Consider the following 21960-nt stretch of genomic DNA (forward strand, 5'->3'; position numbering starts at 1 on the left):
CCGACGACACGTCGCTCAGCGGAGTAGAGCATGGCTGCATCTGAACGTTATCGGTTGGCGCTTGGCCGCCTGCTGGACCTGACCCTGGCCGGCCGCGAGCCGACCGAGAAGATTCAACTGACTGCCGACGGCACCCGTCTCCACTGGCTGACCGAAGGCGTGCTGGAAGTGACCCCGCCGGTGGCGCGCGACAACCGCATGGACCTGCTGCTCTCCGCGGGCATCCATGGCAACGAGACGGCGCCCATGGAGCTGCTCGACGCGTTGCTCAGCGGCATCGCCAGCGGCGCCCTGCGCCCCGCCTGCCGCCTGCTGTTCATGTATGGCAATCCCGACGCCATGCGCCGCGGCACCCGCTATGTCGAGCAGGACCTGAATCGCCTCTTCAACGGCCGCCATGCCCAGGCCGAAGGCTCCGAGGCGCAACGCGCCAACGACCTGGAACGCCTGTCCGCGCAGTTCTTCAGCAAGCCCGATCGGGCGCGCCTGCACTACGACCTGCACACCGCGCTGCGCGCCTCGGCGCTGCCGCGCTTCGCCCTCTATCCCTGGAGCGCCGGGCGCGAGCATTCGGAAGCCGAGCTGCAGCGCCTCGAAGCGGCCGGCATCGAGGCCGTGCTGCTCTACGACAAGCCGGGGATCACCTTCAGCGCCTACACCTACGCCGAATGCCAGGCCGAGGCCCTGACCCTCGAGCTGGGCCAGGCACGGCCCTTCGGCGAGAACAGCGAACTCGACCTGAGTCGCCTGCGCCTGCTGCTGGAAGCCCTGGTCGAAGGTCGCGAAGCCGAGCTGCCGCCACCGGATTCCTCGTTGCTGAGATTTCGCGTGGCGCGCCAGGTGTACAAGTCCAGTCCGCGCTTCCAGTTGCACCTGGCCGACGACGTGGCCAACTTCTCGCCGCTGCGCCAGGGTTCGCTGCTGGCCGAAGACGGCAGCGAGCGCTGGATCGTCGACGAGGCCGAGGCGCGCATCATCTTCCCCAATCCCAAGGTCGCCGTCGGCCTGCGGGCCGGACTCATCGTGGTCCCGGCATAAGGAGCGAACGCTTGATCGATCTGCGCAGCGATACCGTCACCCAGCCCACGCCGGCCATGCGCCAGGCCATGCTGGCCGCCGAACTCGGCGATGACGTCTACGGCGAAGACCCCACGGTCACCCGCCTGGAGCAACGTCTGGCAGGCGATCTCGGTCTGGAAGCCGGACTCTTCGTGCCCAGCGGCACCATGAGCAACCTGCTCGGCCTGCTGGCGCACTGCGAGCGGGGCGACGAATACCTGGTCGGCCAGCAGGCCCACACCTACAAGTACGAGGGCGGCGGCGCCGCGGTGCTCGGCTCCATCCAGCCGCAGCCCATCGAGATGGCCGCCGACGGCAGTCTCGACCTCGATCTGGTGCGCAGCTACATCAAGGCCGATGACTTCCATTTCGCCCGCACCCGGCTGCTGGCGCTGGAAAACACCATGCACGGCAAGGTCCTGCCGCTGGCCTATCTGGCGGCGGCACGCGCCTTCACCCGGGAGCACGGCCTGGCCCTGCACCTGGATGGCGCGCGGCTTTACAACGCCGCGGTCAAACTTGGCGTACCGGTGCGCGAGATCAGCCAGCATTTCGACTCGGTGTCGGTCTGCCTGTCCAAGGGCCTCGGCGCGCCGGTGGGTTCGGTACTCTGCGGCGATGCCGCGCTCATCGCCAAGGCGCGGCGCTGGCGCAAGGTGGTGGGCGGTGGCATGCGCCAAGCCGGCATCCTCGCGGCCGCCGGTCTGCATGTCCTCGATCACCAGGTCGAGCGCCTGGCCGAGGATCACGCCCACGCGGCGCAACTCGGCACCGCCCTGGCCGAACTCGGCTATCAGGTGGAGCCGGTGCAGACCAACATGGTCTATCTCGCCATGGGCGACGAGGCGCCCGCCCTGCATGCCTTCCTGGCCGAGCGCGGCATCCGCATCAGTCCGGCGGCGCGCCTGCGGCTGGTCACCCACCTGGACGTCAGCGCCGCCGATATCGAGGCGGTCATCGCCGCTTTCTCCGCCTACCGCCGCCGCTAAGTCTTCCGACGACGTTTTTCCTGCGCAACCGGGGCGACACCGGGGCGCGGGCGTCGATATACTCCCAGACATGCGTGTCCGTTTTCCGCACGTGCCGCGTCTGCGGCGCCCGCTCCGTTCGTCTCGTCTGCGATCCAGTCGGATGCCCGTCACGCGCGTCGAAAAGCCCATTGTCTGGAATGAATATGAAAAGCGCCGAAATCCGTGAAGCCTTCCTCCGCTTCTTCGAAGAGAAGGGGCACACCCGGGTCGCCTCCAGTTCGCTGATCCCCGCGAACGATCCGACCCTGCTGTTCACCAACGCCGGGATGAACCAGTTCAAGGACTGCTTCCTCGGCATGGAAAAGCGCAGCTACACCCGCGCCGCCACCAGCCAGAAGTGCGTGCGCGCGGGCGGCAAGCACAACGACCTGGAGAACGTCGGCTACACGGCGCGTCACCACACCTTCTTCGAGATGCTGGGCAACTTCAGCTTCGGCGACTACTTCAAGCGCGACGCCATCACCTTCGCCTGGGAGTTCCTCACCTCGCCCCAGTGGCTGGGTCTGCCCCGGGAAAAGCTCTGGGTCACCGTCTATGCCACCGATGACGAGGCCTACGACATCTGGACCAAGGACGTCGGAGTGCCCGAGGCGCAGATGGTGCGCATCGGCGACAACAAGGGCGCGCCCTATGCCTCCGACAACTTCTGGACCATGGGCGACACCGGTCCTTGCGGTCCCTGCACCGAGATCTTCTTCGACCACGGTGCCGAGATCTGGGGCGGCCCGCCCGGCTCGCCGGAAGAAGACGGCGATCGCTACATCGAGATCTGGAACAACGTCTTCATGCAGTTCAACCGCACCGCCGATGGCGTCCTGCATCCGCTGCCGGCGCCCAGCGTCGACACCGGCATGGGCCTGGAGCGGGTCAGCGCGGTGCTGCAGCACGTGCATTCGAACTACGAGATCGACCTGTTCCAGCAATTGCTGGCGGCCTCGGCTGAAGCCATCGGCTGCGCCAATGACGACGCCCCGTCGCTCAAGGTGGTGGCCGACCACATCCGCTCCTGCAGCTTCCTGATCGCCGACGGCGTGCTGCCGTCCAATGAAGGCCGCGGCTACGTGCTGCGTCGCATCATTCGCCGCGCTTGCCGTCATGGCAACAAGCTGGGCGCCAAGGGCACCTTCTTCCACAAGATCGTCGCCGCCCTGGTGGCCGAGATGGGCCAGGCCTATCCCGAGCTGGTCCAGCAGCAGGCGCACATCGAGCGCGTGCTGCGTACCGAGGAAGAGCAGTTCGCCAAGACCCTGGAGCAGGGCCTGAAGATCCTCGAGCAGGATCTGGCGCAACTGCAGGGCGACACCATCCCCGGTGACCTGGTGTTCAAGCTCTATGACACCTACGGCTTCCCGGTCGACCTGACCAACGACATCGCCCGCGAGCGCAACCTCAACCTCGACGAGGCCGGTTTCGAGCGCGAGATGGAGGCCCAGCGCGAGCGCGCCCGCTCCGCCAGCGCCTTTGGCGTGGATTACAACAGCCTGGTCAAGGTCGAGGGCGAAACCCGCTTCCTCGGCTACGACACCACCAGCGCCTCGGGCACCATCGTCGCCCTGTACCGTGCCGGTCAGCCGGTGGACAGCCTGGCCGAAGGCGAGGAGGGCGTGGTCATCCTCGACCAGACGCCGTTCTACGGTGAATCCGGTGGCCAGGTCGGTGATACCGGTACCCTGGAAAGCGCCGGCGTCGGCTTTGCCGTGCGCGACACCACCAAGACCCAGGGTGCCTTCCTGCACCATGGCGTGGTGACCAAGGGCAGCCTCAACGTCGGCACCGCGCTCATGGCCCAGGTCGACGCCAGCCGCCGCCAGGGCATCGCCCTGAACCACTCCGGTACCCACCTGCTGCACGCCGCGCTGCGCCAGGTGCTGGGCGACCACGTCCACCAGAAGGGCTCCCTGGTCAACGACCAGCGGCTGAGATTCGACTTCAGCCACTTCGAGGCCATCAAGCCCGAGGAGCTCAAGCGCATCGAGACCATCGTCAACGAAGAGATCCGCAAGAACAGCGCGGTGACCACCGAGGTCATGGCCATCGACGAAGCCAAGGCCCGCGGCGCCATGGCGCTGTTCGGCGAGAAGTACGGCGACGTGGTGCGCGTGGTCGGCATGGGCGGTGAATTCTCCGTCGAGCTGTGCGGCGGCACCCACGTCGCCCAGACCGGCGACATCGGCCTGCTCAAGCTGGTCAGCGAAGGCGGCGTGGCCTCCGGCGTGCGCCGCGTGGAGGCCATCACCGGCACCGCGGCCCTGGCCTACCTCAACGGCGCCGAGGAGCAGCTGCGCGAAGCCGCCAGCCTGCTCAAGGGCAGTCGCGACAACGTGCTGGACAAGCTGGCCGCGCTGGTCGAGCGCAATCGTCAGCTGGAAAAGGAAATCGAGCAGCTCAAGGCCAAGGCCGCCAGTGCCTCGGCCGGTGACTTGGTGGACCAGGCGCAGGACGTCAAGGGCGCCAAGGTGCTCACCGCCCGCCTCGACGGTCTCGACGGCAAGGCGCTGCTGGCGCTGGTCGACCAGCTCAAGAACAAGCTCGGCAGCGGCATGATCCTGCTGGGTGGCGAAGCCGATGGCAAGGTGGTGCTGGTGGCCGGCGTCACCGCCGACCTGACCGCCAGGCTCAAGGCCGGCGAGCTGATGAAGCGCGCCGCGGCCGTGGTCGGTGGCAAGGGCGGCGGGCGTCCGGACATGGCCCAGGGCGGCGGCACCGATGCCAGCCAGCTCGCAGCGGCCCTGGCCTGTGCCGGCCAGTACGCCGAGGAAAGCCTCTAAGAGCGCTGCGGGTCGCCGGGGAGGGCGGCCCGCTTCCTCCCTCAACAACTTGAATCAGATTTTTCTGCGGACGGGCAGCAAGCAATGGCATTGATCGTACAGAAATTCGGCGGTACCTCGGTGGGTACGGTGGAGCGTATCGAGCAGGTCGCCGATAAGGTGAAACGCTTCCATGAGGCGGGCGACCAGATCGTGGTGGTGGTGTCGGCCATGAGTGGCGAGACCAATCGCCTGATCGGCCTCGCCAAGCAGATCATGGAGCAACCCGATCCGCGCGAACTGGATGTCATGGTCTCCACCGGCGAGCAGGTCACCATCGGCCTGCTGGCCATGGCGCTGCTCAAGCGCGGCGTCCAGGCGGTGTCCTACACGGGCAGCCAGGTGCGCATCCTCACCGACAGCGCCCACACCAAGGCACGCATCCAGCAGATCGACGATGCCCGCATCCGCGCGGACCTCAAGGCGCGCAAGGTCGTGGTCGTGGCCGGCTTCCAGGGCGTCGACGAGCAGGGCAACATCACCACCCTGGGCCGTGGTGGCTCCGACACCACCGGCGTGGCCCTGGCGGCCGCGCTGAAGGCCGACGAATGCCAGATCTACACCGACGTCGACGGCGTCTACACCACCGATCCGCGCGTGGTGCCCCAGGCCCAGCGCCTGGACAAGATCACCTTCGAGGAAATGCTGGAAATGGCCAGCCTCGGCTCCAAGGTGCTGCAGATCCGTTCGGTGGAGTTCGCCGGCAAGTACAACGTGCCGCTGCGCGTGCTGCACAGCTTTCAGGAGGGTCCGGGCACCCTCATTACCCTTGATGAAGAGGAATCCATGGAACAGCCGATCATCTCCGGCATCGCCTTCAACCGTGACGAAGCCAAGCTGACCATTCGCGGTGTGCCGGATACCCCCGGCGTGGCCTTCAAGATCCTCGGCCCGATCAGTGCGGCCAACATCGAAGTCGACATGATCGTGCAGAACGTCGCGCACGATAACACCACCGACTTCACCTTCACCGTGCACCGCAACGACTACCAGGCGGCCCTGGAGATCCTCAAGCGCACCGGCGTCGAGATCGGTGCCCGGGAGTCCGTCGGCGACATCAAGATCGCCAAGGTCTCCATCGTCGGCGTGGGCATGAGATCCCATGCCGGCGTGGCCAGCCAGATGTTCGAAGCCCTCGCCAAGGAGAGCATCAACATCCAGATGATCTCCACCTCCGAGATCAAGGTATCGGTGGTCATCGAGGAGAAATACCTCGAACTGGCCGTCCGTGCCCTGCATACCGCCTTCGAGCTCGACGCCCCCGCACGCGGCGCCGAGTGACCGGTCGGATGAGGTCCCTGCCACAGGGACCTCATCCGACGCGGGTTCTACGGAACTTTACTTGCATGGACAGAGGTCAATAGCGACTAGAGGGTCCATTCAGGGATCGTTTCGGTTCATACGTGCAGACTGAGTTAAAGCTTAAGGAGAATGGAATGCTTATTTTGACTCGTCGGGTTGGTGAGACCCTGATGGTGGGTGATGAAGTCACCGTGACGGTACTGGGAGTCAAGGGCAACCAGGTCCGCATCGGCGTCAATGCGCCCAAGGAAGTCGCGGTTCATCGCGAGGAAATCTACCAGCGCATCCAGAAGGAAAAGGACCAAGAACCAAACCACTGATTTTTTTTGAATTTTTCTCTTTGCAAACGGGCAAACCTTCGATATAGTTTCGCCCCGTTGCGGTGAGGTGGCCGAGTGGCCGAAGGCGCTCCCCTGCTAAGGGAGTACACCTCAAAAGGGTGTCGAGGGTTCGAATCCCTCCCTCACCGCCATTTGCTTCAAACTGGCTCCGCTGTACTGACCAATTGGTAAGTACCTGATAAACAAGCAAATTTGCTTGACACGTCAGAAACGGAAGCTAGAATACGCAGCTTCAACGCACTCGTAGCTCAGCTGGATAGAGTACTCGGCTACGAACCGAGCGGTCGGAGGTTCGAATCCTCCCGAGTGCGCCAAATCGACGAAGCCTCTGGCTTCAGCAGTACCAGCGGTGTTCTGGCTAAACGCACCGAAACGCACTCGTAGCTCAGCTGGATAGAGTACTCGGCTACGAACCGAGCGGTCGGAGGTTCGAATCCTCCCGAGTGCGCCAAACATGAAGAAGGGCCTGCAGCGATGCAGGCCCTTTTTTATTGTCCGTGGATTCGTGCCAGTATCCGCGACCGATGACCTGACCAGTTTCGTATCCGGTCCGGCTTCCCGTCTTTCGACCTTGCCCGCGAGAGGGTCTCTTCATGCAGTGGGACAGACCGACTCCCCATCTCCTGCCGCTGCGCATCGGCGCCGAGCACATCGACGGCCTGGGCCATGCCAACAACGCCGTCTACGTCAGCTGGCTCGAACAGTGCGCCTGGCAGCACTCGGCGGCCCTGGGCCTGGATCTGGCCACCTTCCAGCGCCTGGATCGCGCCATGGCCGTGGTGCGCCACGAGATCGACTATCTCAGCAGCGGCTATCGAGACGATGAGCTGGTGCTGGGCACCTGGCTAGTGGATTGGGACCGCCGTCTGCGCATGACCCGGCAATTCCAGCTGCAGCGCCCCGCCGATGGCGTGACCCTGCTGCGCGCCCGGACGACCTTCGTCTGCATCGAGCTGTCCTCCGGCAAGCCCAGGCGCATGCCACCCGAATTCCTGGCCGGTTACGGCCGGGCGCTCCCCGGCGAGGACCTCTGACCATGGAGATCGCCCTGGCGCCCATGGAGGGTCTCGTCGACGACATCCTGCGCGAGCTGCTGACCGAGGTGGGTGGACTCGACTGGTGCGTGAGCGAATTCATCCGCGTCTGCGATCGCCTGCTGCCGGCGGCGGCCTTCGCCAAGCTGGCACCGGAACTGGAGGAGGGCGCGCGCACGCCATCCGGTACGCCCATGCGGGTGCAGCTGCTGGGCTCCGATCCGGCCTGCCTGGCCGATAACGCGGCCTTCGCCTGCACCCTGGGCGCCCCGGTGATCGATCTGAACTTCGGCTGCCCCGCCAAGACCGTCAACAAGTCCCGCGGCGGGGCGGTGCTGCTCAAGGAGCCGGAGCTGCTCAACCGGATCGTCGAGAGCGTGCGCCAGGCCGTTCCGGCGCACATTCCGGTCACCGCCAAGATGCGCCTGGGCTACGACAGTCCGAACAGCGCCCTGGCCTGCGCCGAGGCGCTGGCGGAGGGGGGCGCGGCGCAGCTGGTGGTCCATGCGCGGACCAAGGTCGAGGGCTATCGTCCGCCGGCGCACTGGGAGTGGGTGGCGCGGGTGGCTGACCGGGTGTCCGTGCCAGTGCTGGCCAATGGCGAGATCTGGACCCTGGACGACTACTGGCGCTGTCGCAGCGTCAGCGGTCAGGCCTCGGTCATGCTGGGGCGTGGTCTGGTTTCGCGGCCGGACCTGGCGCTGCAGATCGCCGCTGCCGTACGCGGAGAAGAAACCGTCCCGCAGAGCTGGGTCGAGATCCTGCCGCGGGTACAGCGCTTCTGGAGCATGGCGCAACGCAAGCTGGCGCCGCGCTATGCCCCGGGCCGCCTCAAGCAGTGGCTCGGCATGCTGACGCGCAGCTATCCCGAGGCAGCGGCCCTGTTCGCCCAGGTGCGGCGCGAATCCGATTGCGCCCTGATCGACCGCTTGCTCGGCATGACCGGACAAAACCCGGCAAACCTTGATCTCGATCAAGAGCGGCGGCTGCAACTCGTCTAGTCTGCAGGGAGTGGTGACGACGGAGCGTCGTCGCTCGAGCACGCAAGGCACTTCAGGCGACCCCGGGTCGCCTTTTTTTTGTCCGGGATAACCGCTGGAACTTCGCCTGGGCCGCGCGGCCTATGCTGGATCTCCCGCAATCCAAGAGCCGACGTGCGTCTACCCTGGACGGTCTTTCTCGCTCCCACGCCGACGGCGCTCCTCTTTGCCGGCAAGACCCTGTTCGCCGCCGGACTGGCGCTCTGGCTGGCCTTTCGCTTCAGTCTCGAACAACCGGTCTGGGCCTGCATGACGGTGATGATCGTCTCCCAGCCGCTGTCCGGCATGGTGCTGGCCAAGGGATTGTTCCGCCTGCTCGGTACCCTCGTCGGCACCTGCATGGCGGTGGTGCTGATGGGCTTCTTCGCCCAGACGCCCTGGCTGTTCCTTCTCGCGCTGGCCGGCTGGATGGCGCTGTGCACGGCGGCCTCGACCCTGCTGCGCAATCACGTCGCCTATGGCTTCGTGCTGGCCGGCTATACGGTCGCCATCATCGGCCTGCCCGCCATCGCCCATCCGCTGACGGTGTTCGACCAGGCGGTGGCCCGCTGTACCGAGATCTGCCTGGGTATCGTCGTGGCCTCGGCGGTGAGTGCGCTGTTCTGGCCGCAACGGGTGGAGCAGAATCTGGCCGTCCAGGCACGCCGCACCTGGGAGCAGGGCGTGGCTGCCGCCCGGGCGGAACTGGCCGAGGCTCAGGATGCCACCCAGGGGCTGCTGGCCATGCTCGGTCAGGTGGTGGCGGTGGATGCCCAGCGCGATCACGCCTGGTTCGAAGGCCAGCGCGGCCGGCAGCGCGCCAGGGCGTTGCGGTTGCTGTCGCGGGACCTGCTCAGCCTGTTGCGGACCGCTCGAGGCGCCATGCGCCAGTGGCGTGGCCTGGACGAGCCGCGTAGGGCCGTCCTGCAGCCCTGGCGCGACGAACTGCTGGTGACCCTGGCCGACCCCCAGACCCCGGCCTTGGAAGCCCTCCTGCAGCGTCTGCGAGAGGCTGCCGGCACCTCGCCGCAGCTCGACAACGACCAGCGCTACCTACTGGCCCGTTTCGCCATCCTGCTGGACAAGATCCTGCTCGCCGGTCGCGCCCTGGACAGCGTCCATACGGCCCGGCTCAGCGCCGTGGCGCCCTCGGCGCTGGCCCGCCATCGCGATGTCCAGACCGCGCTGCTCTATGGCCTGCGCAGCGCCTGTGCGCTGCTGGCCGTGGGGGTGTTCTGGCTGGCCAGTGCTTGGCCCTCGGCACCGGGTGCTATGCTGATGGCCGGCGTCATCTGCAGCCTGTTCGCCAATCGCGACAACGCCGCCGCCATCGGCCTCGGTTTCCTGCGGGGCATTCTCTATGCGGCGCCGGTCGCCATCCTGATCAGCCAGGTGCTGCTGCCGCAGATCAGCGGCTATCCGCTGCTGTGCCTGGTGCTGGGGGTGCCGCTGTTCTTTGCCGCCCTGGGGATGGCCGGGCCTCCGAGCGTGGTGGGGACAGCGACGGCCTTCGCCATCCATCTGCTGGTGCTGGTCTCGCCCAGCAACCACGGCCAGGTGGAGATGGGCGCCTTGCTCAACCAGCTGCAGAGTCTGCTGATCGGCGTCGGTTCGGCCGTGCTCATGTTCCGCCTGATCAGTCTGCGCACGCCACGGCGCACCAGTCGCCGGATCCTGGAGGCCACCACCTACGACCTGCAGCGGCTGACCACGGTCCCCTTGGCCAATGCCGAGACCTGGTTCGGCGGGCGGATGGCGGATCGCCTGCTGCTGCTGGCGCGGCATATCGAGCAGTTGTCGGCCAGCGAGCGCGGCCGCTGGGAGCAGGGCCTGCTGGCGCTTGACCTGGGCAACGAGCTGCTGCACCTGCGTGCCTGCCTGGCAGGTGCGCAGGGCGAAGTGGCACGGGCGCGGGATGCCTTTCTCGGGCGCTTCGCCGAGCAACTGGCGGTGGGCTTCGGTGACCTGCAGCCGGGCGCGCTGGATACGGCGGCGGAGCGCCTGCGCCTGGCGCTGGGCCAGGCCCCCGACGATGAACCGCATCGCCTGGCGCGCGGCGCCATCGGCCAGCTCCAGCAGACCTGGCGCAGCTGTTGTCTAGAGGCAGTAGTGGAGGAGGGCGCGGATGAATCTGCATGAATGGGCCATCGGCGGGGTCTATCTGGGGCCGCTGTTCGTCTATGGCGTGCTGGCGCTGCTGCTGACGGCGCTGTCGCTGTGGCTGCTGCAGCGCAGCGGCCTCGGCCGCCACCTGTGGCACAGCGCCCTGTTCGGCTGTGCGCTGTTCGTACTCTGGCTGGCCGGCCTTGTCGCTGTCCTGGCCACCTGAGCCCCCTGACAAGAGGATCCCCAAGGCGATGCACAAGACCCTGCGTGTGGCGATTACCCTGAGCGTGGTACTGCTCGCCATCCTGGCCGGTACCTGGCTGTGGCATTTCTATCTCTACACCCCCTGGACCCGCGATGCGCGGGTACGGGCGGATGTGGTGGTGGTGGCGCCCGACGTGTCGGGCTGGGTGACGCGCCTGGCGGTGGTGGACAACCAACTGGTGAAGCGCGGCGACCTGCTCCTGCAGATCGACCAGCAGCGCTATCAGGCCAATCTCGACCACGCCAAGGCGGTGGCCGAGACGCGCCAGCAGCAGTTGCGCCTGCGCGAAAGCGAGTCGGCGCGGCGCCAGCGGCTGGGTTCCAGTGCCATCAGCGCCGAGGATCGCGAGACCGCCCAGGTCAACGTGGCGGTCGCCCGCAGCCAGTACCAGGAAGCCCTGAGCGACGTGAACCTGGCCCAGATCAACCTGGATCGCAGCCGGGTGCTGGCGCCGCGGGAGGGGCGGATCACCAACCTCAGGTTCGCCGAGGGCAACTTTGTGCAGACCGGCCAGGCGGTGATGGCGCTGGTGGATACCCGTTCCTTCTACGTCATGGCCTATTTCGAGGAAACCAAGATCCCCCATATCCATCCCGGCGCCGCGGTACGGGTGCGCCTGATGAACCAGGCAGCGCCGCTGCAGGGACGGGTGGCGAGCATCAGCAGCGGCATCACCGATCGCAATGCGGCCAACGATGCCCAGTTGCTGGCCAACGTCGAGGCGACCTTCAACTGGGTACGCCTGGCACAGCGCATTCCGGTGCGCATAGAACTGCTCGACGTACCGGCGGATATCCACCTCAGCGCCGGGATGACGGCGAGCGTTTCGGTGCTCGATGGCGAGGGCCACCACCCGCTGCAGGGCTGGCGTCGGCTCTGGGATTACTGAGGTCTGGAGGGGTACGACTAAAGTCGTCTGGAAGCCTTACCGGGCGGGCCTAGAGTAGAGCTCGACGCTCCCGTCATGCTGTAAGGAACAACAATAATGAATGACAGCACCTACCGGCGGATTGAAGCCAGTCCGCGTTTCCAGGAACTGGTGGCGAAACGCGGGCGATTCGCCTGGACGCTTTCGGCCATCATGCTCGGACTCTATTCCGCCTTCATCCTCCTGATCGCCTTCGCCCCCAAGGTCCTCGGCACCCGTATCCATGCGGAGACCGCCATGACCTGGGGCATTCCCCTGGGCGTCGGTCTGATCCTTTCGGCCTTCGTCCTGACCGGTATCTATGTACGCCGGGCCAATGGCGAATTCGATCGGCTCAACGCGGAAATCCTCCGGGAGGTGCAGCCATGAGACGTCTTTCCCTGGCCGCCGCGCTGCTGGCCCTGTCGCCTTCGCTCTGGGCCGCCGATGCCATCAGCGGCGCGGTCCAGCGCCAGCCGCTGAACATCTCCGCCATCCTGATGTTCGTCGCCTTCGTCGGCGCCACCCTGGGCATCACCTACTGGGCTTCCAAGCGTAACCGCTCCGCCGCCGACTACTACGCCGCCGGTGGCCGCATCACCGGGTTCCAGAACGGCCTGGCCATCGCCGGCGACTACATGTCGGCCGCCTCCTTCCTGGGTATTTCCGCGCTGGTGTTCACCTCGGGCTACGACGGCCTGATCTACTCCATCGGCTTCCTGGTGGGCTGGCCGATCATCCTGTTCCTGATCGCCGAGCGCCTGCGCAACCTCGGCAAGTACACCTTCGCCGACGTGGCCTCCTATCGCCTCAAGCAAAAGGACATCCGGACCCTGTCCGCCTGCGGCTCGCTGGTGGTGGTCGCCCTCTATCTGATCGCCCAGATGGTCGGTGCCGGCAAGCTGATCCAGCTGCTGTTCGGCCTGGACTACACCCTGGCCGTGGTGCTGGTGGGTATCCTCATGGTGCTCTACGTCCTCTTCGGCGGCATGCTGGCCACCACCTGGGTACAGATCATCAAGGCCGTGCTGCTGCTGTCCGGTGCCAGCTTCATGGCCTTCATGGTGATGAAGCACGTCGGCTTCGACTTTAACCGCCTGTTCGCCGAAGCCATCGCCGTGCATCCCAAGGGTGAAGCCATCATGAGCCCCGGTGGCTTGGTGAAGGATCCGATCTCGGCCTTCTCCCTGGGTCTGGCGCTGATGTTCGGCACCGCCGGCCTGCCGCACATCCTGATGCGCTTCTTCACCGTCAGTGACGCCAAGGAAGCGCGCAAGAGCGTGTTCTACGCCACCGGCTTCATCGGCTACTTCTACATCCTGACCTTCATCATCGGCTTTGGCGCCATCCTGCTGGTCAGCACCAACCCGGCCTTCAAGGACGCCGCCGGCGCCCTGCTGGGTGGCAACAACATGGCCGCGGTGCACCTGGCCAACGCCGTGGGTGGCAGCATCTTCCTGGGCTTCATCTCGGCGGTGGCCTTCGCCACCATCCTGGCGGTGGTCGCCGGTCTGACCCTGGCCGGTGCTTCGGCGGTCTCCCATGACCTCTACGCCAGCGTGATCAAGAAGGGCAAGGCCAACGAGAAGGACGAGATCCGCGTCTCCAAGATGACCACCGTGGCGCTGGGCGTCGTCGCCATCGCCCTCGGCATCCTCTTCGAGAAGCAGAACATCGCCTTCATGGTGGGCCTGGCGTTCTCCATCGCCGCCAGCTGCAACTTCCCCATCCTGCTGCTTTCGATGTACTGGAAGCGGCTGACCACTCGCGGCGCCATGATCGGTGGCTGGCTCGGCTTGATCACCGCAGTAGCCCTGATGGTACTCGGCCCGACCATCTGGGTGACCATCCTCGGTCATGCCAAGCCGATCTACCCCTATGAATACCCGGCGCTGTTCTCCATCGCGGTGGCCTTCATCGGTATCTGGTTCTTCTCCATCACCGACAAGTCGGCGGCTGCCGAAGAAGAGCGTGCGCGCTTCTACCCGCAGTTCGTGAGGTCCCAGACCGGTCTGGGTGCCAGCGGCGCCGTCTCGCACTGACAGATACCTGCGACAAGACCAAGCCCGGATCCCTGATCCGGGCTTTCTTTTGGGCGTGAAAACGCCGACTCGGCGTGGAAGGCAGGGTTACCTGACGACGTGGGGATTTCTCCGTCGCTGGCGCGGGTCCATGGAATAGGCCCGTTGCTTCGTATCAAGCTGTTACGGCGACGGTCGACCCCTGGCCTTCATGGAGAATGGCAGATGACTCTCTCGACCATCCTGGTTCTGGTGCTGCTGGTCCTGCTCATCGGCGGACTTCCGGTATTCCCGCATTCGCGCAGCTGGGGCTATGGCCCGTCCGGTATCGTGGGCGCCATCCTGGTCGTCCTGCTGGTACTGCTCTTGCTCGGCATGATCTAGCCTGGCCAAGGCCTGAAAATGCCCCACAAGGGTGCGTAGGACAAAGTTCTTGCCCAATGCGGTGCAGCGCGGTAACGTCGGCTTTCCGGCCTGCCTTGCCGAGTGTGGTAAACAAAACCGGCGTCTGCGCGAGCAGACGCCGGTTTTGTTTTGCGCGTCAGTTGGCGACCGCGCCGTCCTGGCGGCTGCGCTGATAGAGGTCCAGCACCACCTCGTCCAGGATCGACGAAGCCCCCCAGGGGCGGCTGCTGTTGAGGATGGCGACCACCACCCAGTTGCGCGCGTTGGCGTCCCGGACGAAGCCCGCCAGGGCCCGTACGTTGTTCAGGGTGCCGGTCTTCATGTGGGCCTGGCCGGTCAGCGGCGAATTCTTCATGCGCTTGCGCAGGGTGCCGTCCATGCCGGCCAGCGGTAGCGAAGAGATGAACTCCGGGCCATAGGGACTCTGCCAGGCGGCGCGCAGGATCTCCGCCATCTCCCGGGCACTGACTCGCTCGGTCCGGGACAGCCCGGAGCCGTTCTCCATGATCAGGTGACTGGCATTGATGCCCTTGCGCGCCAGCCACGAGCGGATGACCCGCAGCGCCGCCTTGCTGTCGTCGGCATCCGCCGAGGTGCGGAATTGCGCCCCTATGGAGAGGAACAGCTGCTGGGCCATGGTGTTGTTGCTGTACTTGTTGATGTCGCGAATGATCTCCACCACATCGGGCGAGAAGGCTCGGGCGAGCAGCTCGGCATTGCGCGGCACGCTGCCCTCGCGGGTACGGCCCTTGATGCTGCCGCCCAGTTCCTGCCAGATGGCCCGCACCGCGCCGGCGGTATAGGCCGGGTGGTCGAGCAGCGACAGATAGCTCTGGGCGTTGCAACCGTCCGGCAACTGGCCGCTGACGATGAGGCTGGTACTGCCATCGGCCTGGGGCACCGGATTGAAGCGCACCTCGGGCCAGGCCGGGCAACCGCTCTTGCCGGTGGCGCGCATCTGGTTGTCGATGTTGACGTTGGTCAGCGGCGGATCCATGGAGACGCTGACCCGGCCATCGGCCGAGCGGACCACCATGCGCACCGACTTGAGATTGACCAGCAGCGAGTCCGGACCGACCAGGAAGGTCTTGTTCTCGTCTTCGCCATCGTCGTTGAAGGCCGGCAGATTGGGCTTCACGAAGCGACCGCGATCCAGCACCAGGTCACCGGTGACTTCCAGCACGCCATTGGCGCGCAGATCACGCATGAGCAGCCATAGCCGCTCCATGTTCAGCTTGGGATCGCCGCCACCCTTGAGGTAGAGGTTGCCGTTGAGGATGCCGTCCTTGAGCGTGCCGTCGGTATAGAACTCGGTCTTCCACTGATAGGTGGGGCCCAGCAGTTCCAGGGCGGCAAAGGTGGTGATCAGCTTCATGGTCGAAGCCGGATTCACCGAGACGTCGGCATTGTAGTAGTCGTTCTCGCCCGGGCCATCGAGGGGCAGCATCACCAGCGACAGGTCGCTGCCGGGAATCTTGTTGGTCTGCATCGCCTTTTCGATTCGCGGCGGCAGGTAGGAGGTATCGGCACTGACGGGCAGGGAAAAGCCCAGGGCGCAGCAGCTCAGCAGCAGGCCCAGAGATCGGAAGGTCTTTCGCATCGGGACACACACCTTGGCAGGGTATCGGCCTAGTTGAAGAGAAAAGGGGCCGATAGACGTCGGAGTGTGGGCATTATGCAGTAAGGAGGGAGGAACGAGCCAACCCAAGGGGCAGGGCGCGGATAAAGAAACGACCGCCGAGGCGGTCGTTGCTGGAAAGGGCGGGATCAGTTGTAGCCGGTGGCGTCCTTGGTACGGTCCGGACTATTTGGCGAAGGCGGATCGCGCCCGTCGTCGGTCTTGGCGTGCTCGGTGCGCAGGGGCTTTTCGTCCTTGGGCAGTTCGCGTTCGTCGGCTTTGCGCTTTTCTTCGGCCATGGGATCCTCGTCTACGTGATTGCCGGTCAAGGTGTGACCGGTGCAGGCGTTTCGCCGTTCCCCTGGGGCGAGGAGTGGTCAGCGAACACGCCGGCGTTCTGCAGCTGGCGCAGGGCATCGTTGACCTGGCGGGCGAAGGTTTCCTCGATGGAGGCCCCGGCCTGATGGCTGGGGGCCAGGGGCAAAAACCATACCCCCATCCAGGTGCGCACCGAGCTGGCGTTGCGCACGCGGGTGGACGGTCCGCTTCCCGGCGCGATCCATTCGGCGGTCAGCACATAGTCGTCCTTGGCGGTACCCGGGACGAGAAAGAAGGTGGCACCGGTGATCAGGCCACTGGCGATGGCTGCGGCGTAGGAGGTGCTGTTGTAGAGCTTGAGGCGCAGCAGGGCGTCATCGGGTCTGCCGGGTTCCGGCACCAGGGTGATGCGGTCGAACAGCCTGGAGCCTGCCAGGATCTCGCGCAGCCGGGGCTTCAGGCCTTCGCGGGCGACGGCGATCGACGTCGCGTCCTTGGCGTCCTCGACGGTGCCACGATAGAAATTGAATTCCACCAGCACATTGGGGCGCTGTGGTGGCGCGTTCAGGGGCGCGCGGAATGGCTGGGAAGAGAGTTCGTCACCGGGAAAGGCGGCGCAACCGGCGAGCAGAAGCAGGCAGAGCAGGGCAGCGAGAGTCTTCATGAAACGCACCTCATCCCTAAGTGGCGATAGCGAAAGCTGGCAGGTGCCAACGTCCGCGCAAAAAAAAGCCCAACCGGGGGTTGGGCTTTTTCGAGAAGGCGGGTGATTAGATCACCTGCACCTCATCGGCCTGCAGGCCTTTCTGGCCTTGCACGACCAGGAAGGAAACAGCCTGGCCTTCTTGCAGGCTCTTGAAGCCGTTACCCTGAATGGAACGGTAGTGAACGAACACGTCCGGGCCGCTCTGGGGGGTGATGAAGCCGAAGCCTTTCTCGTCGTTGAACCACTTGACGGTGCCAGTTTGGCGAGTAGACATGGATTTCTCCTTGAATAAGATGACGTTGTTGTCCGAAGGACGACAGTTTTGAAACGAGGAGAAACCCATGCCGCGAAAGCTGGCCCTGATGTACTCCAGGTTCTCGACAGGTGAGCCGCTTTGTAGAGACAGCCTCACCTGACAGCGATGGATGGTCTCAGACTGGCTTGCGCAAAACAAGACCTTTGAGCAGCTCGATGTTGACTTTAGCGACCATGGTCGAAGCGGTAGCTGGAGCAGGTAAACGACTGTTGGAGGAGGGAGCGCCGAGCGCTGTACTCGGCCTGGCCCAGTCGACTGCTGGCAGCGATCCGTGCTGAATCGTTTCCCGACCGGAGGGTGCCAGGGAGCGCGACGCTGGGCAGTACGTCGAGTTTGGCAAGCGGTCGTGCGCACCTCATGGTTCTGCAGGTTTTTCAGGAGCCTGTGCACCCCCTGCATGCTCCTTTGAGCCTCGTTGCCGATCGGTACCCTGGTCCTGAGCGTCGACACGTCACCCGTTGGCGTCCAGGCAGAGCTATTCCGTGACCGGGAGGGCAGCACCTGGGCGGCCTGAGCGATGCCAAGCCGTTGTGGGCGAGGGTTTGGCCTGGCGTGGCGGATCTCATAGGCCAGTGGTGTCGAAACGGTGATGACCTGCTCAATTTGAATGGTGGCTAGGTGCTATTATTTCGCTCGAATCATTACCCCGGACCGCAAGGGTCCAAGGATCTACTGTGAAGAACGGACTGGAAAGCGCAGGACGCGCACTGGGCCATGGCCTCGCCGGATACCGCGTCGAGCTTCGTCGCCTGAACCTCGATGAGATACTGATAGCGGTTTACCACGCCCACCAGGCGATCAAGCTGACCCAGCGCATAGTGACCAACGAGCAGGCTACCAATCCGTTCCTGTTGAATACGGTCGTGGCGGCGATGCGCGTCGAGGCTGATACGGTTGGCCTCTTCATAGAGATTCCACTCGCAGCTGACTGCCTGACCGCCTGAGTCAGGCGGTCACTGGATTCGATCCGAAGCAGTGGGTGCGTGCCTCGCGCGCGCGGGCGGCTGCCCTTCAGCCAACGGTTGCAAGCCGCAAGCAGCCACTAATGACATGATGCTCCGGCCCTACGGATGCGTCTTCGGCAACTCATGGCACCGAGCCATGCAGGGCTCGAGTCGGCTCAGGTCGAGGTTCGTCGCACGAGCCCCGCCGTGCCTCCATCTCACGCTGCACGTGACGCCGAGCGACCTTTTCGACGAGGCAGGCCAGCGATCAAGCAGCAGGCTTGATGATCGCGGTAAAATGGACCGCTTTCTACAGGAGTCTCCGTTCATGGCCTTGCTGGGTCGCTTCAACAGCTTGCAGATTTTGCGCAACACCCCCATTGGTCTGTTCCTGGATGCCGGCAACGACGGCGAGGTGCTGCTGCCGCGTCGCTATGCGCCGCGGGACGAACCCTGCGCCGAAGGCGACTGGCTCAACGTCTTCCTCTATCTGGACAGCGAAGACCGCCTGATCGCCACCACCGAGAAGCCGAAGGTGCAGGTCGGCGGCTTCGCCAGCCTGCGTGTGGTGGAAGTCGGCCGGGTGGGGATCTTCCTCGACTGGGGCCTGCCCAAGGATCTGCTGCTGCCGCACTCGGAAGAGAAGCGTCCGCTGCAGGTGGGCGACCATTGCGTGGTACACGTGCACCTGGACGCCCGCACCCGGCGGATCGTCGCCACCGCACGCCTGGATCGCTACCTGGATCGCGATCCGCCGCGCTACAAGGTCGGCCAGCCGGTGCCGCTGCTGGTCGTCGAGCAGACCGACCTTGGCTACAAGGTGATCGTCGACAACAAGCACTGGGGCCTGGTGCATCGCAACGAGGCCTTCAAGCCGCTGCGCCTGGGACAACGTGAGCGCGGCTTCATTCGCGAGATCCGAGCGGACGGCAAGATCAGCCTGACCCTGCAGGCCCAGGGAGCCGCGGCGGGCGTCGATCTCGCCGAGCAGATCATCGCCCTGGCCAAGGCGCGCGGCGGGGTGCTGGAGCTCAGCGACAGCAGTCCGCCAGCCCTGATCCACCAGCTGTTCGGTGTCAGCAAGGGCAACTTCAAGAAGGCCATCGGCCATCTTTACCGCCAGGGCCGGATCGTTATCGAGGACGACCGGATTTCTGTACGCGAGGACGCCGCGCAGTAGCGCCACGGCGGGGCGTCAGATCGCTGTCATGGCTGGGTTGGACCAGGGATTCGGGGTCGAAGGCGCGTGCTCGCTCGTCCGGCCCGGCTTCGCGTTCCAGATCGCCGACCAGGCGGGTGATGCGGTCGGCCAGCTTTTCCGAACTCAGACTCTCGCGCAACCGCTCGACCATGAGTGGCAGCGCGAAGGGCGAGGGGTGGTCCAGGTTCACCAGGCGCAGGGGCAGGGCACCGGTCCGCGTCAGGGTCTGCTGCAGGCGATCGGCATCGAGTTCCTGGCGCAGGACTTCGGCCTGGGCCTGGCCGAGCAGCAGGTTGTCCGGGTCGTATTGGCGAAAGACCTGATAGAAGAGGCTACTACTGGCCTGCAGCTGGCGGTTGCTCTTGTGCGCCCCCGGATAGCCGGAAAAGATCAGCCCCGAGATGCGGGCGATCTCGCGAAACCGACGCTGGGCGAGTTCGGCGGCGTTGAGACTGGCGAGGGTATCGTTGACCAGGTTGTCGGTGGTGAAGAGGCTGGCATCAAGCAGTTCCTGCCAGTCCAGGCTGACCGGCGAGACCAGTTCCAGGCCGTAGTCGTTGACGGCGATGGAAAAGGTGCAGGGTCGCCTCTGCGCCAGGCGCCAGGCCAGCAGGCTGGCCAGCCCCAGATGGGCATGGCGGCCGGCGAAGGGATAGAGGAACAGGTGGGAGCCTTCGCGGGATTCCAGGGTTTCCGCGAGCAGGTAATGGGCGCTGGGCAGTGCCGACCACTGCCGCTGTACATCCAGCAACGGTTGCAGCAGGCGCATTTCCGGGCTTTCGTAACGTTGGGCCTCCGCCTCTTCGAGCAGGGCCAGCACGTGCTGGGCGAGGGTGTCCGAGAGGGGCATGCGACTGCCGCTCCAGCGCGGGATGGCGGCCTTGCGCCCGCTGGCACGGCGCACGTACACCGTCATATTTTCCACCCGTACCAGTTCCAGGGTACGACCGGCGAAGAGAAAGTGGTCGCCGGGTCGCAGCCGGGCGATGAAGCCTTCCTCGATGTTGCCCAGGCGATTGCCACCGCCGCCCTTGGACCAGAACTGCACATTGAGGCTGGTCTCGCTGACGATGGTGCCGATGCCCAGCCGATGCCGCTTGGCCAGTTGCTTGTCGGGCACCCGCCAGATGCCCTCGGCATCGGGCTCGGCACGGCGATAGTCCGGATAGGCCGACAGCGAGGCGCCCCCGTTGCGAACGAAGGCCAGCGCCCAGATCCATTCGCCTTCGCTGAGGTGGCGATAGGCCCAGGCGCTGCGGATCTCCGGTAGCAGGTCGTCCGGTTCGAAGCCGCCGCCCAGGGCGACGGTCACCAGATGCTGCACCAGGACGTCCAGGGGCTTGACCGGGGAGGTGCGCGCCTCGATCTCGCCCGCGGTGATCGCGCGGCGAGTGGCCGCCGCATCCAGCAGGTCGAGGCTGTAGGTGGGCACCAGGGTCGCCCGCGAGGCCCGGCCCGGGGCGTGACCACTGCGGCCGGCGCGTTGCAGCAGGCGGGCGATGCTCTTGGGCGAGCCGATCTGCAGCACCCGCTCCACCGGCAGGAAATCCACCCCGAGGTCGAGGCTGGAGGTGCAGATCACCGCCTTGAGCTGGCCATTCTTGAGACCGGCCTCCACCCACTCGCGCGCCTGCTTCTCGATGGAGCCATGGTGCAGGGCGATCAGGCCGGCCCAGTCGGGGCGCGCCTGCAACAGGGCCTGGTACCAGAGTTCGGTCTGGGCGCGGGTGTTGGTGAAGACCAGGGTGGTGGGGCTGTCTTCCAGTTCGCGGATCACCTGCTGCAGCAGCCGCATGCCCAGGTGCCCGGCCCAGGCGAAGCGTTCGACGCCGCCTTCGGGCAGCAGGGTGTCCACCTGCAGGCGCTTGTCCTGACGACCCTGGACAAGCTGGCCTGGGGCACCGGCCAGCAGTACGTCCAGCGCATGGGCCTGATTGCCGAGGGTGGCCGACAGGCCCCAGGTCTGCAGCCCGGGATTCCAGCGCCGCAGGCGGGCCAGGGCGAGTTGCGTCTGGGTGCCGCGCTTGTTGCCGAGCAATTCGTGCCATTCATCGATGACCACCAGGCGAATCTGGCCCAGGGCTTCCCGGGCGTCCTCCCGGGACAGCAACAGCGACAGGCTCTCCGGCGTGGTCACCAGGGCCGTCGGCAGGCGGCGATTCTGCCGGGCGCGCTCGCTGCTGCCGGTATCTCCGGTGCGCAGGCCCATGGTCCACTCCAGTTCTTCGTCGAGCACCGGCCGCTCCAGGGCGCGCAGGGTGTCTGCCGCCAGGGCGCGCATGGGCGTCAGCCAGAGCACGGTGAGCGGCGGTGGCGCCTGTTTGCGCTTGCTGGGCAGGCCCTTGGCGGTGATCGGCCTGGGTGCGACGAAGGCATCCAGGGCGGCTAGCCAGACCGCGTAGGTCTTGCCCGAGCCGGTGGTGGCGTGCAGCAGGCCGGACTCCCCGGCGGCGATGGCCTTGGCCACCTCGCGCTGGAAGGGGAAGGCCTTCCAGCCCTGGGTGGCCAGCCAGCGACTGCCAGGGCCCTTGCGCGTGCGGGGTGCGGTGGCCATCGTGGC

20 protein-coding genes and 3 tRNA genes are annotated in these 21960 nt (G+C 65.6%); 18 read left to right on the forward strand and 5 right to left on the reverse strand.

Going from position 1 to position 21960, the window contains the following annotated elements:
• Positions 1-30: 30 nt before the first annotated feature.
• The 16 genes from astE (at position 31) to QE393_RS05130 (ending at position 14276) form a co-directional block, all read left to right on the forward strand.
• A complete protein-coding gene (gene astE, locus QE393_RS05055) occupies positions 31-1038 on the forward strand; it encodes a succinylglutamate desuccinylase (protein ID WP_133859551.1) in 1008 nt (335 codons plus the stop codon).
• A gap of 11 nt (positions 1039-1049) precedes the next feature.
• Positions 1050-2048 carry a low-specificity L-threonine aldolase gene (gene ltaE / locus QE393_RS05060; protein WP_310042379.1) on the forward strand — a complete coding sequence of 333 codons (999 nt, stop codon included), beginning with the start codon at positions 1050-1052 and terminating at the stop codon, positions 2046-2048.
• A gap of 185 nt (positions 2049-2233) precedes the next feature.
• Positions 2234-4858: an alanine--tRNA ligase gene (alaS, locus tag QE393_RS05065; protein ID WP_310042381.1), complete on the forward strand. Its 2625-nt coding sequence runs from the start codon at positions 2234-2236 to the stop codon at positions 4856-4858.
• A gap of 84 nt (positions 4859-4942) precedes the next feature.
• Positions 4943-6178 carry an aspartate kinase gene (locus QE393_RS05070; RefSeq protein WP_273809275.1) on the forward strand — a complete coding sequence of 412 codons (1236 nt, stop codon included), beginning with the start codon at positions 4943-4945 and terminating at the stop codon, positions 6176-6178.
• 155 nt (positions 6179-6333) lie between these two features.
• Positions 6334-6519 (forward strand): carbon storage regulator CsrA, encoded by a 186-nt coding sequence (csrA, locus tag QE393_RS05075; protein ID WP_007159101.1) that lies wholly within the window; start codon positions 6334-6336, stop codon positions 6517-6519.
• A 61-nt stretch (positions 6520-6580) separates the two neighbouring features.
• Positions 6581-6671: transfer RNA gene (locus QE393_RS05080), tRNA-Ser, on the forward strand.
• Between the two features lie 106 nt (positions 6672-6777).
• Positions 6778-6854: transfer RNA gene (locus tag QE393_RS05085), tRNA-Arg, on the forward strand.
• Between the two features lie 60 nt (positions 6855-6914).
• Positions 6915-6991, forward strand: a tRNA-Arg gene (locus tag QE393_RS05090).
• Between the two features lie 142 nt (positions 6992-7133).
• Complete coding sequence (locus tag QE393_RS05095; protein ID WP_310042385.1) at positions 7134-7574, forward strand: thioesterase family protein; 441 nt, start codon at positions 7134-7136, stop codon at positions 7572-7574.
• Between the two features lie 2 nt (positions 7575-7576).
• On the forward strand, positions 7577-8575 hold the full coding sequence (locus QE393_RS05100; protein WP_310042387.1) for a tRNA-dihydrouridine synthase: 999 nt from the start codon (positions 7577-7579) through the stop codon (positions 8573-8575).
• A 153-nt stretch (positions 8576-8728) separates the two neighbouring features.
• A complete protein-coding gene (locus QE393_RS05105; protein WP_310042391.1) occupies positions 8729-10732 on the forward strand; it encodes an FUSC family protein in 2004 nt (667 codons plus the stop codon).
• Entirely contained in the window at positions 10719-10922 is a 204-nt protein-coding gene (locus tag QE393_RS05110; protein ID WP_042135685.1) for a DUF1656 domain-containing protein, read from the forward strand. Before QE393_RS05105 ends, QE393_RS05110 begins: the two co-directional genes overlap by 14 nt.
• Positions 10923-10950: 28 nt before the next feature.
• Complete coding sequence (locus QE393_RS05115; RefSeq protein WP_310042393.1) at positions 10951-11853, forward strand: HlyD family secretion protein; 903 nt, start codon at positions 10951-10953, stop codon at positions 11851-11853.
• A 96-nt stretch (positions 11854-11949) separates the two neighbouring features.
• Positions 11950-12261 (forward strand): DUF485 domain-containing protein, encoded by a 312-nt coding sequence (locus tag QE393_RS05120; protein ID WP_133859542.1) that lies wholly within the window; start codon positions 11950-11952, stop codon positions 12259-12261.
• Entirely contained in the window at positions 12258-13913 is a 1656-nt protein-coding gene (locus QE393_RS05125; RefSeq protein WP_310042395.1) for a cation acetate symporter, read from the forward strand. The genes QE393_RS05120 and QE393_RS05125 overlap by 4 nt, the downstream gene beginning before the upstream one ends.
• A 204-nt stretch (positions 13914-14117) precedes the next feature.
• Positions 14118-14276, forward strand: coding sequence for a DUF3309 family protein (locus tag QE393_RS05130; RefSeq protein ID WP_007159093.1), 159 nt, complete (start codon positions 14118-14120; stop codon positions 14274-14276).
• 157 nt (positions 14277-14433) lie between these two features.
• Here QE393_RS05130 and dacB read toward each other — a convergent pair whose 3' ends face one another.
• The 4 genes from dacB to QE393_RS05150 form a co-directional block, all read right to left on the reverse strand.
• On the reverse strand, positions 14434-15897 hold the full coding sequence (gene dacB, locus QE393_RS05135; RefSeq protein ID WP_310042398.1) for a D-alanyl-D-alanine carboxypeptidase/D-alanyl-D-alanine-endopeptidase: 1464 nt from the start codon (positions 15895-15897) through the stop codon (positions 14434-14436).
• A 167-nt stretch (positions 15898-16064) separates the two neighbouring features.
• Positions 16065-16214, reverse strand: coding sequence for a hypothetical protein (locus QE393_RS05140; protein WP_017639713.1), 150 nt, complete (start codon positions 16212-16214; stop codon positions 16065-16067).
• 26 nt (positions 16215-16240) lie between these two features.
• Positions 16241-16897: a hypothetical protein gene (locus QE393_RS05145; protein ID WP_310042400.1), complete on the reverse strand. Its 657-nt coding sequence runs from the start codon at positions 16895-16897 to the stop codon at positions 16241-16243.
• Positions 16898-17003: 106 nt separating this feature from the next.
• Positions 17004-17213 (reverse strand): cold-shock protein, encoded by a 210-nt coding sequence (locus tag QE393_RS05150; RefSeq protein WP_007159089.1) that lies wholly within the window; start codon positions 17211-17213, stop codon positions 17004-17006.
• Between the two features lie 716 nt (positions 17214-17929).
• On the opposite strand from QE393_RS05150, the gene QE393_RS05155 reads away from it, so the two are divergent.
• Both QE393_RS05155 and QE393_RS05160 read left to right on the forward strand, forming a co-directional pair.
• Positions 17930-18199 (forward strand): hypothetical protein, encoded by a 270-nt coding sequence (locus tag QE393_RS05155; RefSeq protein ID WP_273809285.1) that lies wholly within the window; start codon positions 17930-17932, stop codon positions 18197-18199.
• A 328-nt stretch (positions 18200-18527) separates the two neighbouring features.
• The gene (locus QE393_RS05160) at positions 18528-19379 is read left to right on the forward strand and encodes a S1 RNA-binding domain-containing protein (RefSeq protein ID WP_273809286.1); all 852 of its coding nucleotides are present in this window, start codon (positions 18528-18530) and stop codon (positions 19377-19379) included.
• Here the strand turns inward: QE393_RS05160 and QE393_RS05165 are convergent.
• Positions 19333-21954 carry a ligase-associated DNA damage response DEXH box helicase gene (locus tag QE393_RS05165; RefSeq protein ID WP_310042401.1) on the reverse strand — a complete coding sequence of 874 codons (2622 nt, stop codon included), beginning with the start codon at positions 21952-21954 and terminating at the stop codon, positions 19333-19335. The genes QE393_RS05160 and QE393_RS05165 overlap by 47 nt on opposite strands.
• Positions 21955-21960: the final 6 nt, after the last annotated feature.

It is taken from the genome of Pseudomonas sp. SORGH_AS_0211 (assembly GCF_031453455.1).
Lineage (GTDB): Bacteria > Pseudomonadota > Gammaproteobacteria > Pseudomonadales > Pseudomonadaceae > Chryseomonas > Chryseomonas aestiva.

What these genes read in the sequence shown, in the direction of transcription:
- astE (WP_133859551.1), top strand. Translation starts at nt 31, where the DNA reads ATGGCTGCATCTGAACGTTATCGGTTGGCGCTTGGCCGCCTGCTGGAC.
- alaS (WP_310042381.1), top strand. Translation starts at nt 2,234, where the DNA reads ATGAAAAGCGCCGAAATCCGTGAAGCCTTCCTCCGCTTCTTCGAAGAG.
- QE393_RS05070 (WP_273809275.1), top strand. Translation starts at nt 4,943, where the DNA reads ATGGCATTGATCGTACAGAAATTCGGCGGTACCTCGGTGGGTACGGTG.
- csrA (WP_007159101.1), top strand. Translation starts at nt 6,334, where the DNA reads ATGCTTATTTTGACTCGTCGGGTTGGTGAGACCCTGATGGTGGGTGAT.
- QE393_RS05095 (WP_310042385.1), top strand. Translation starts at nt 7,134, where the DNA reads ATGCAGTGGGACAGACCGACTCCCCATCTCCTGCCGCTGCGCATCGGC.
- QE393_RS05100 (WP_310042387.1), top strand. Translation starts at nt 7,577, where the DNA reads ATGGAGATCGCCCTGGCGCCCATGGAGGGTCTCGTCGACGACATCCTG.
- QE393_RS05110 (WP_042135685.1), top strand. Translation starts at nt 10,719, where the DNA reads ATGAATCTGCATGAATGGGCCATCGGCGGGGTCTATCTGGGGCCGCTG.
- QE393_RS05115 (WP_310042393.1), top strand. Translation starts at nt 10,951, where the DNA reads ATGCACAAGACCCTGCGTGTGGCGATTACCCTGAGCGTGGTACTGCTC.
- QE393_RS05120 (WP_133859542.1), top strand. Translation starts at nt 11,950, where the DNA reads ATGAATGACAGCACCTACCGGCGGATTGAAGCCAGTCCGCGTTTCCAG.
- QE393_RS05125 (WP_310042395.1), top strand. Translation starts at nt 12,258, where the DNA reads ATGAGACGTCTTTCCCTGGCCGCCGCGCTGCTGGCCCTGTCGCCTTCG.
- QE393_RS05130 (WP_007159093.1), top strand. Translation starts at nt 14,118, where the DNA reads ATGACTCTCTCGACCATCCTGGTTCTGGTGCTGCTGGTCCTGCTCATC.
- dacB (WP_310042398.1), bottom strand. Translation starts at nt 15,897, where the DNA reads ATGCGAAAGACCTTCCGATCTCTGGGCCTGCTGCTGAGCTGCTGCGCC.
- QE393_RS05140 (WP_017639713.1), bottom strand. Translation starts at nt 16,214, where the DNA reads ATGGCCGAAGAAAAGCGCAAAGCCGACGAACGCGAACTGCCCAAGGAC.
- QE393_RS05145 (WP_310042400.1), bottom strand. Translation starts at nt 16,897, where the DNA reads ATGAAGACTCTCGCTGCCCTGCTCTGCCTGCTTCTGCTCGCCGGTTGC.
- QE393_RS05150 (WP_007159089.1), bottom strand. Translation starts at nt 17,213, where the DNA reads ATGTCTACTCGCCAAACTGGCACCGTCAAGTGGTTCAACGACGAGAAA.
- QE393_RS05160 (WP_273809286.1), top strand. Translation starts at nt 18,528, where the DNA reads ATGGCCTTGCTGGGTCGCTTCAACAGCTTGCAGATTTTGCGCAACACC.
- QE393_RS05165 (WP_310042401.1), bottom strand. Translation starts at nt 21,954, where the DNA reads ATGGCCACCGCACCCCGCACGCGCAAGGGCCCTGGCAGTCGCTGGCTG.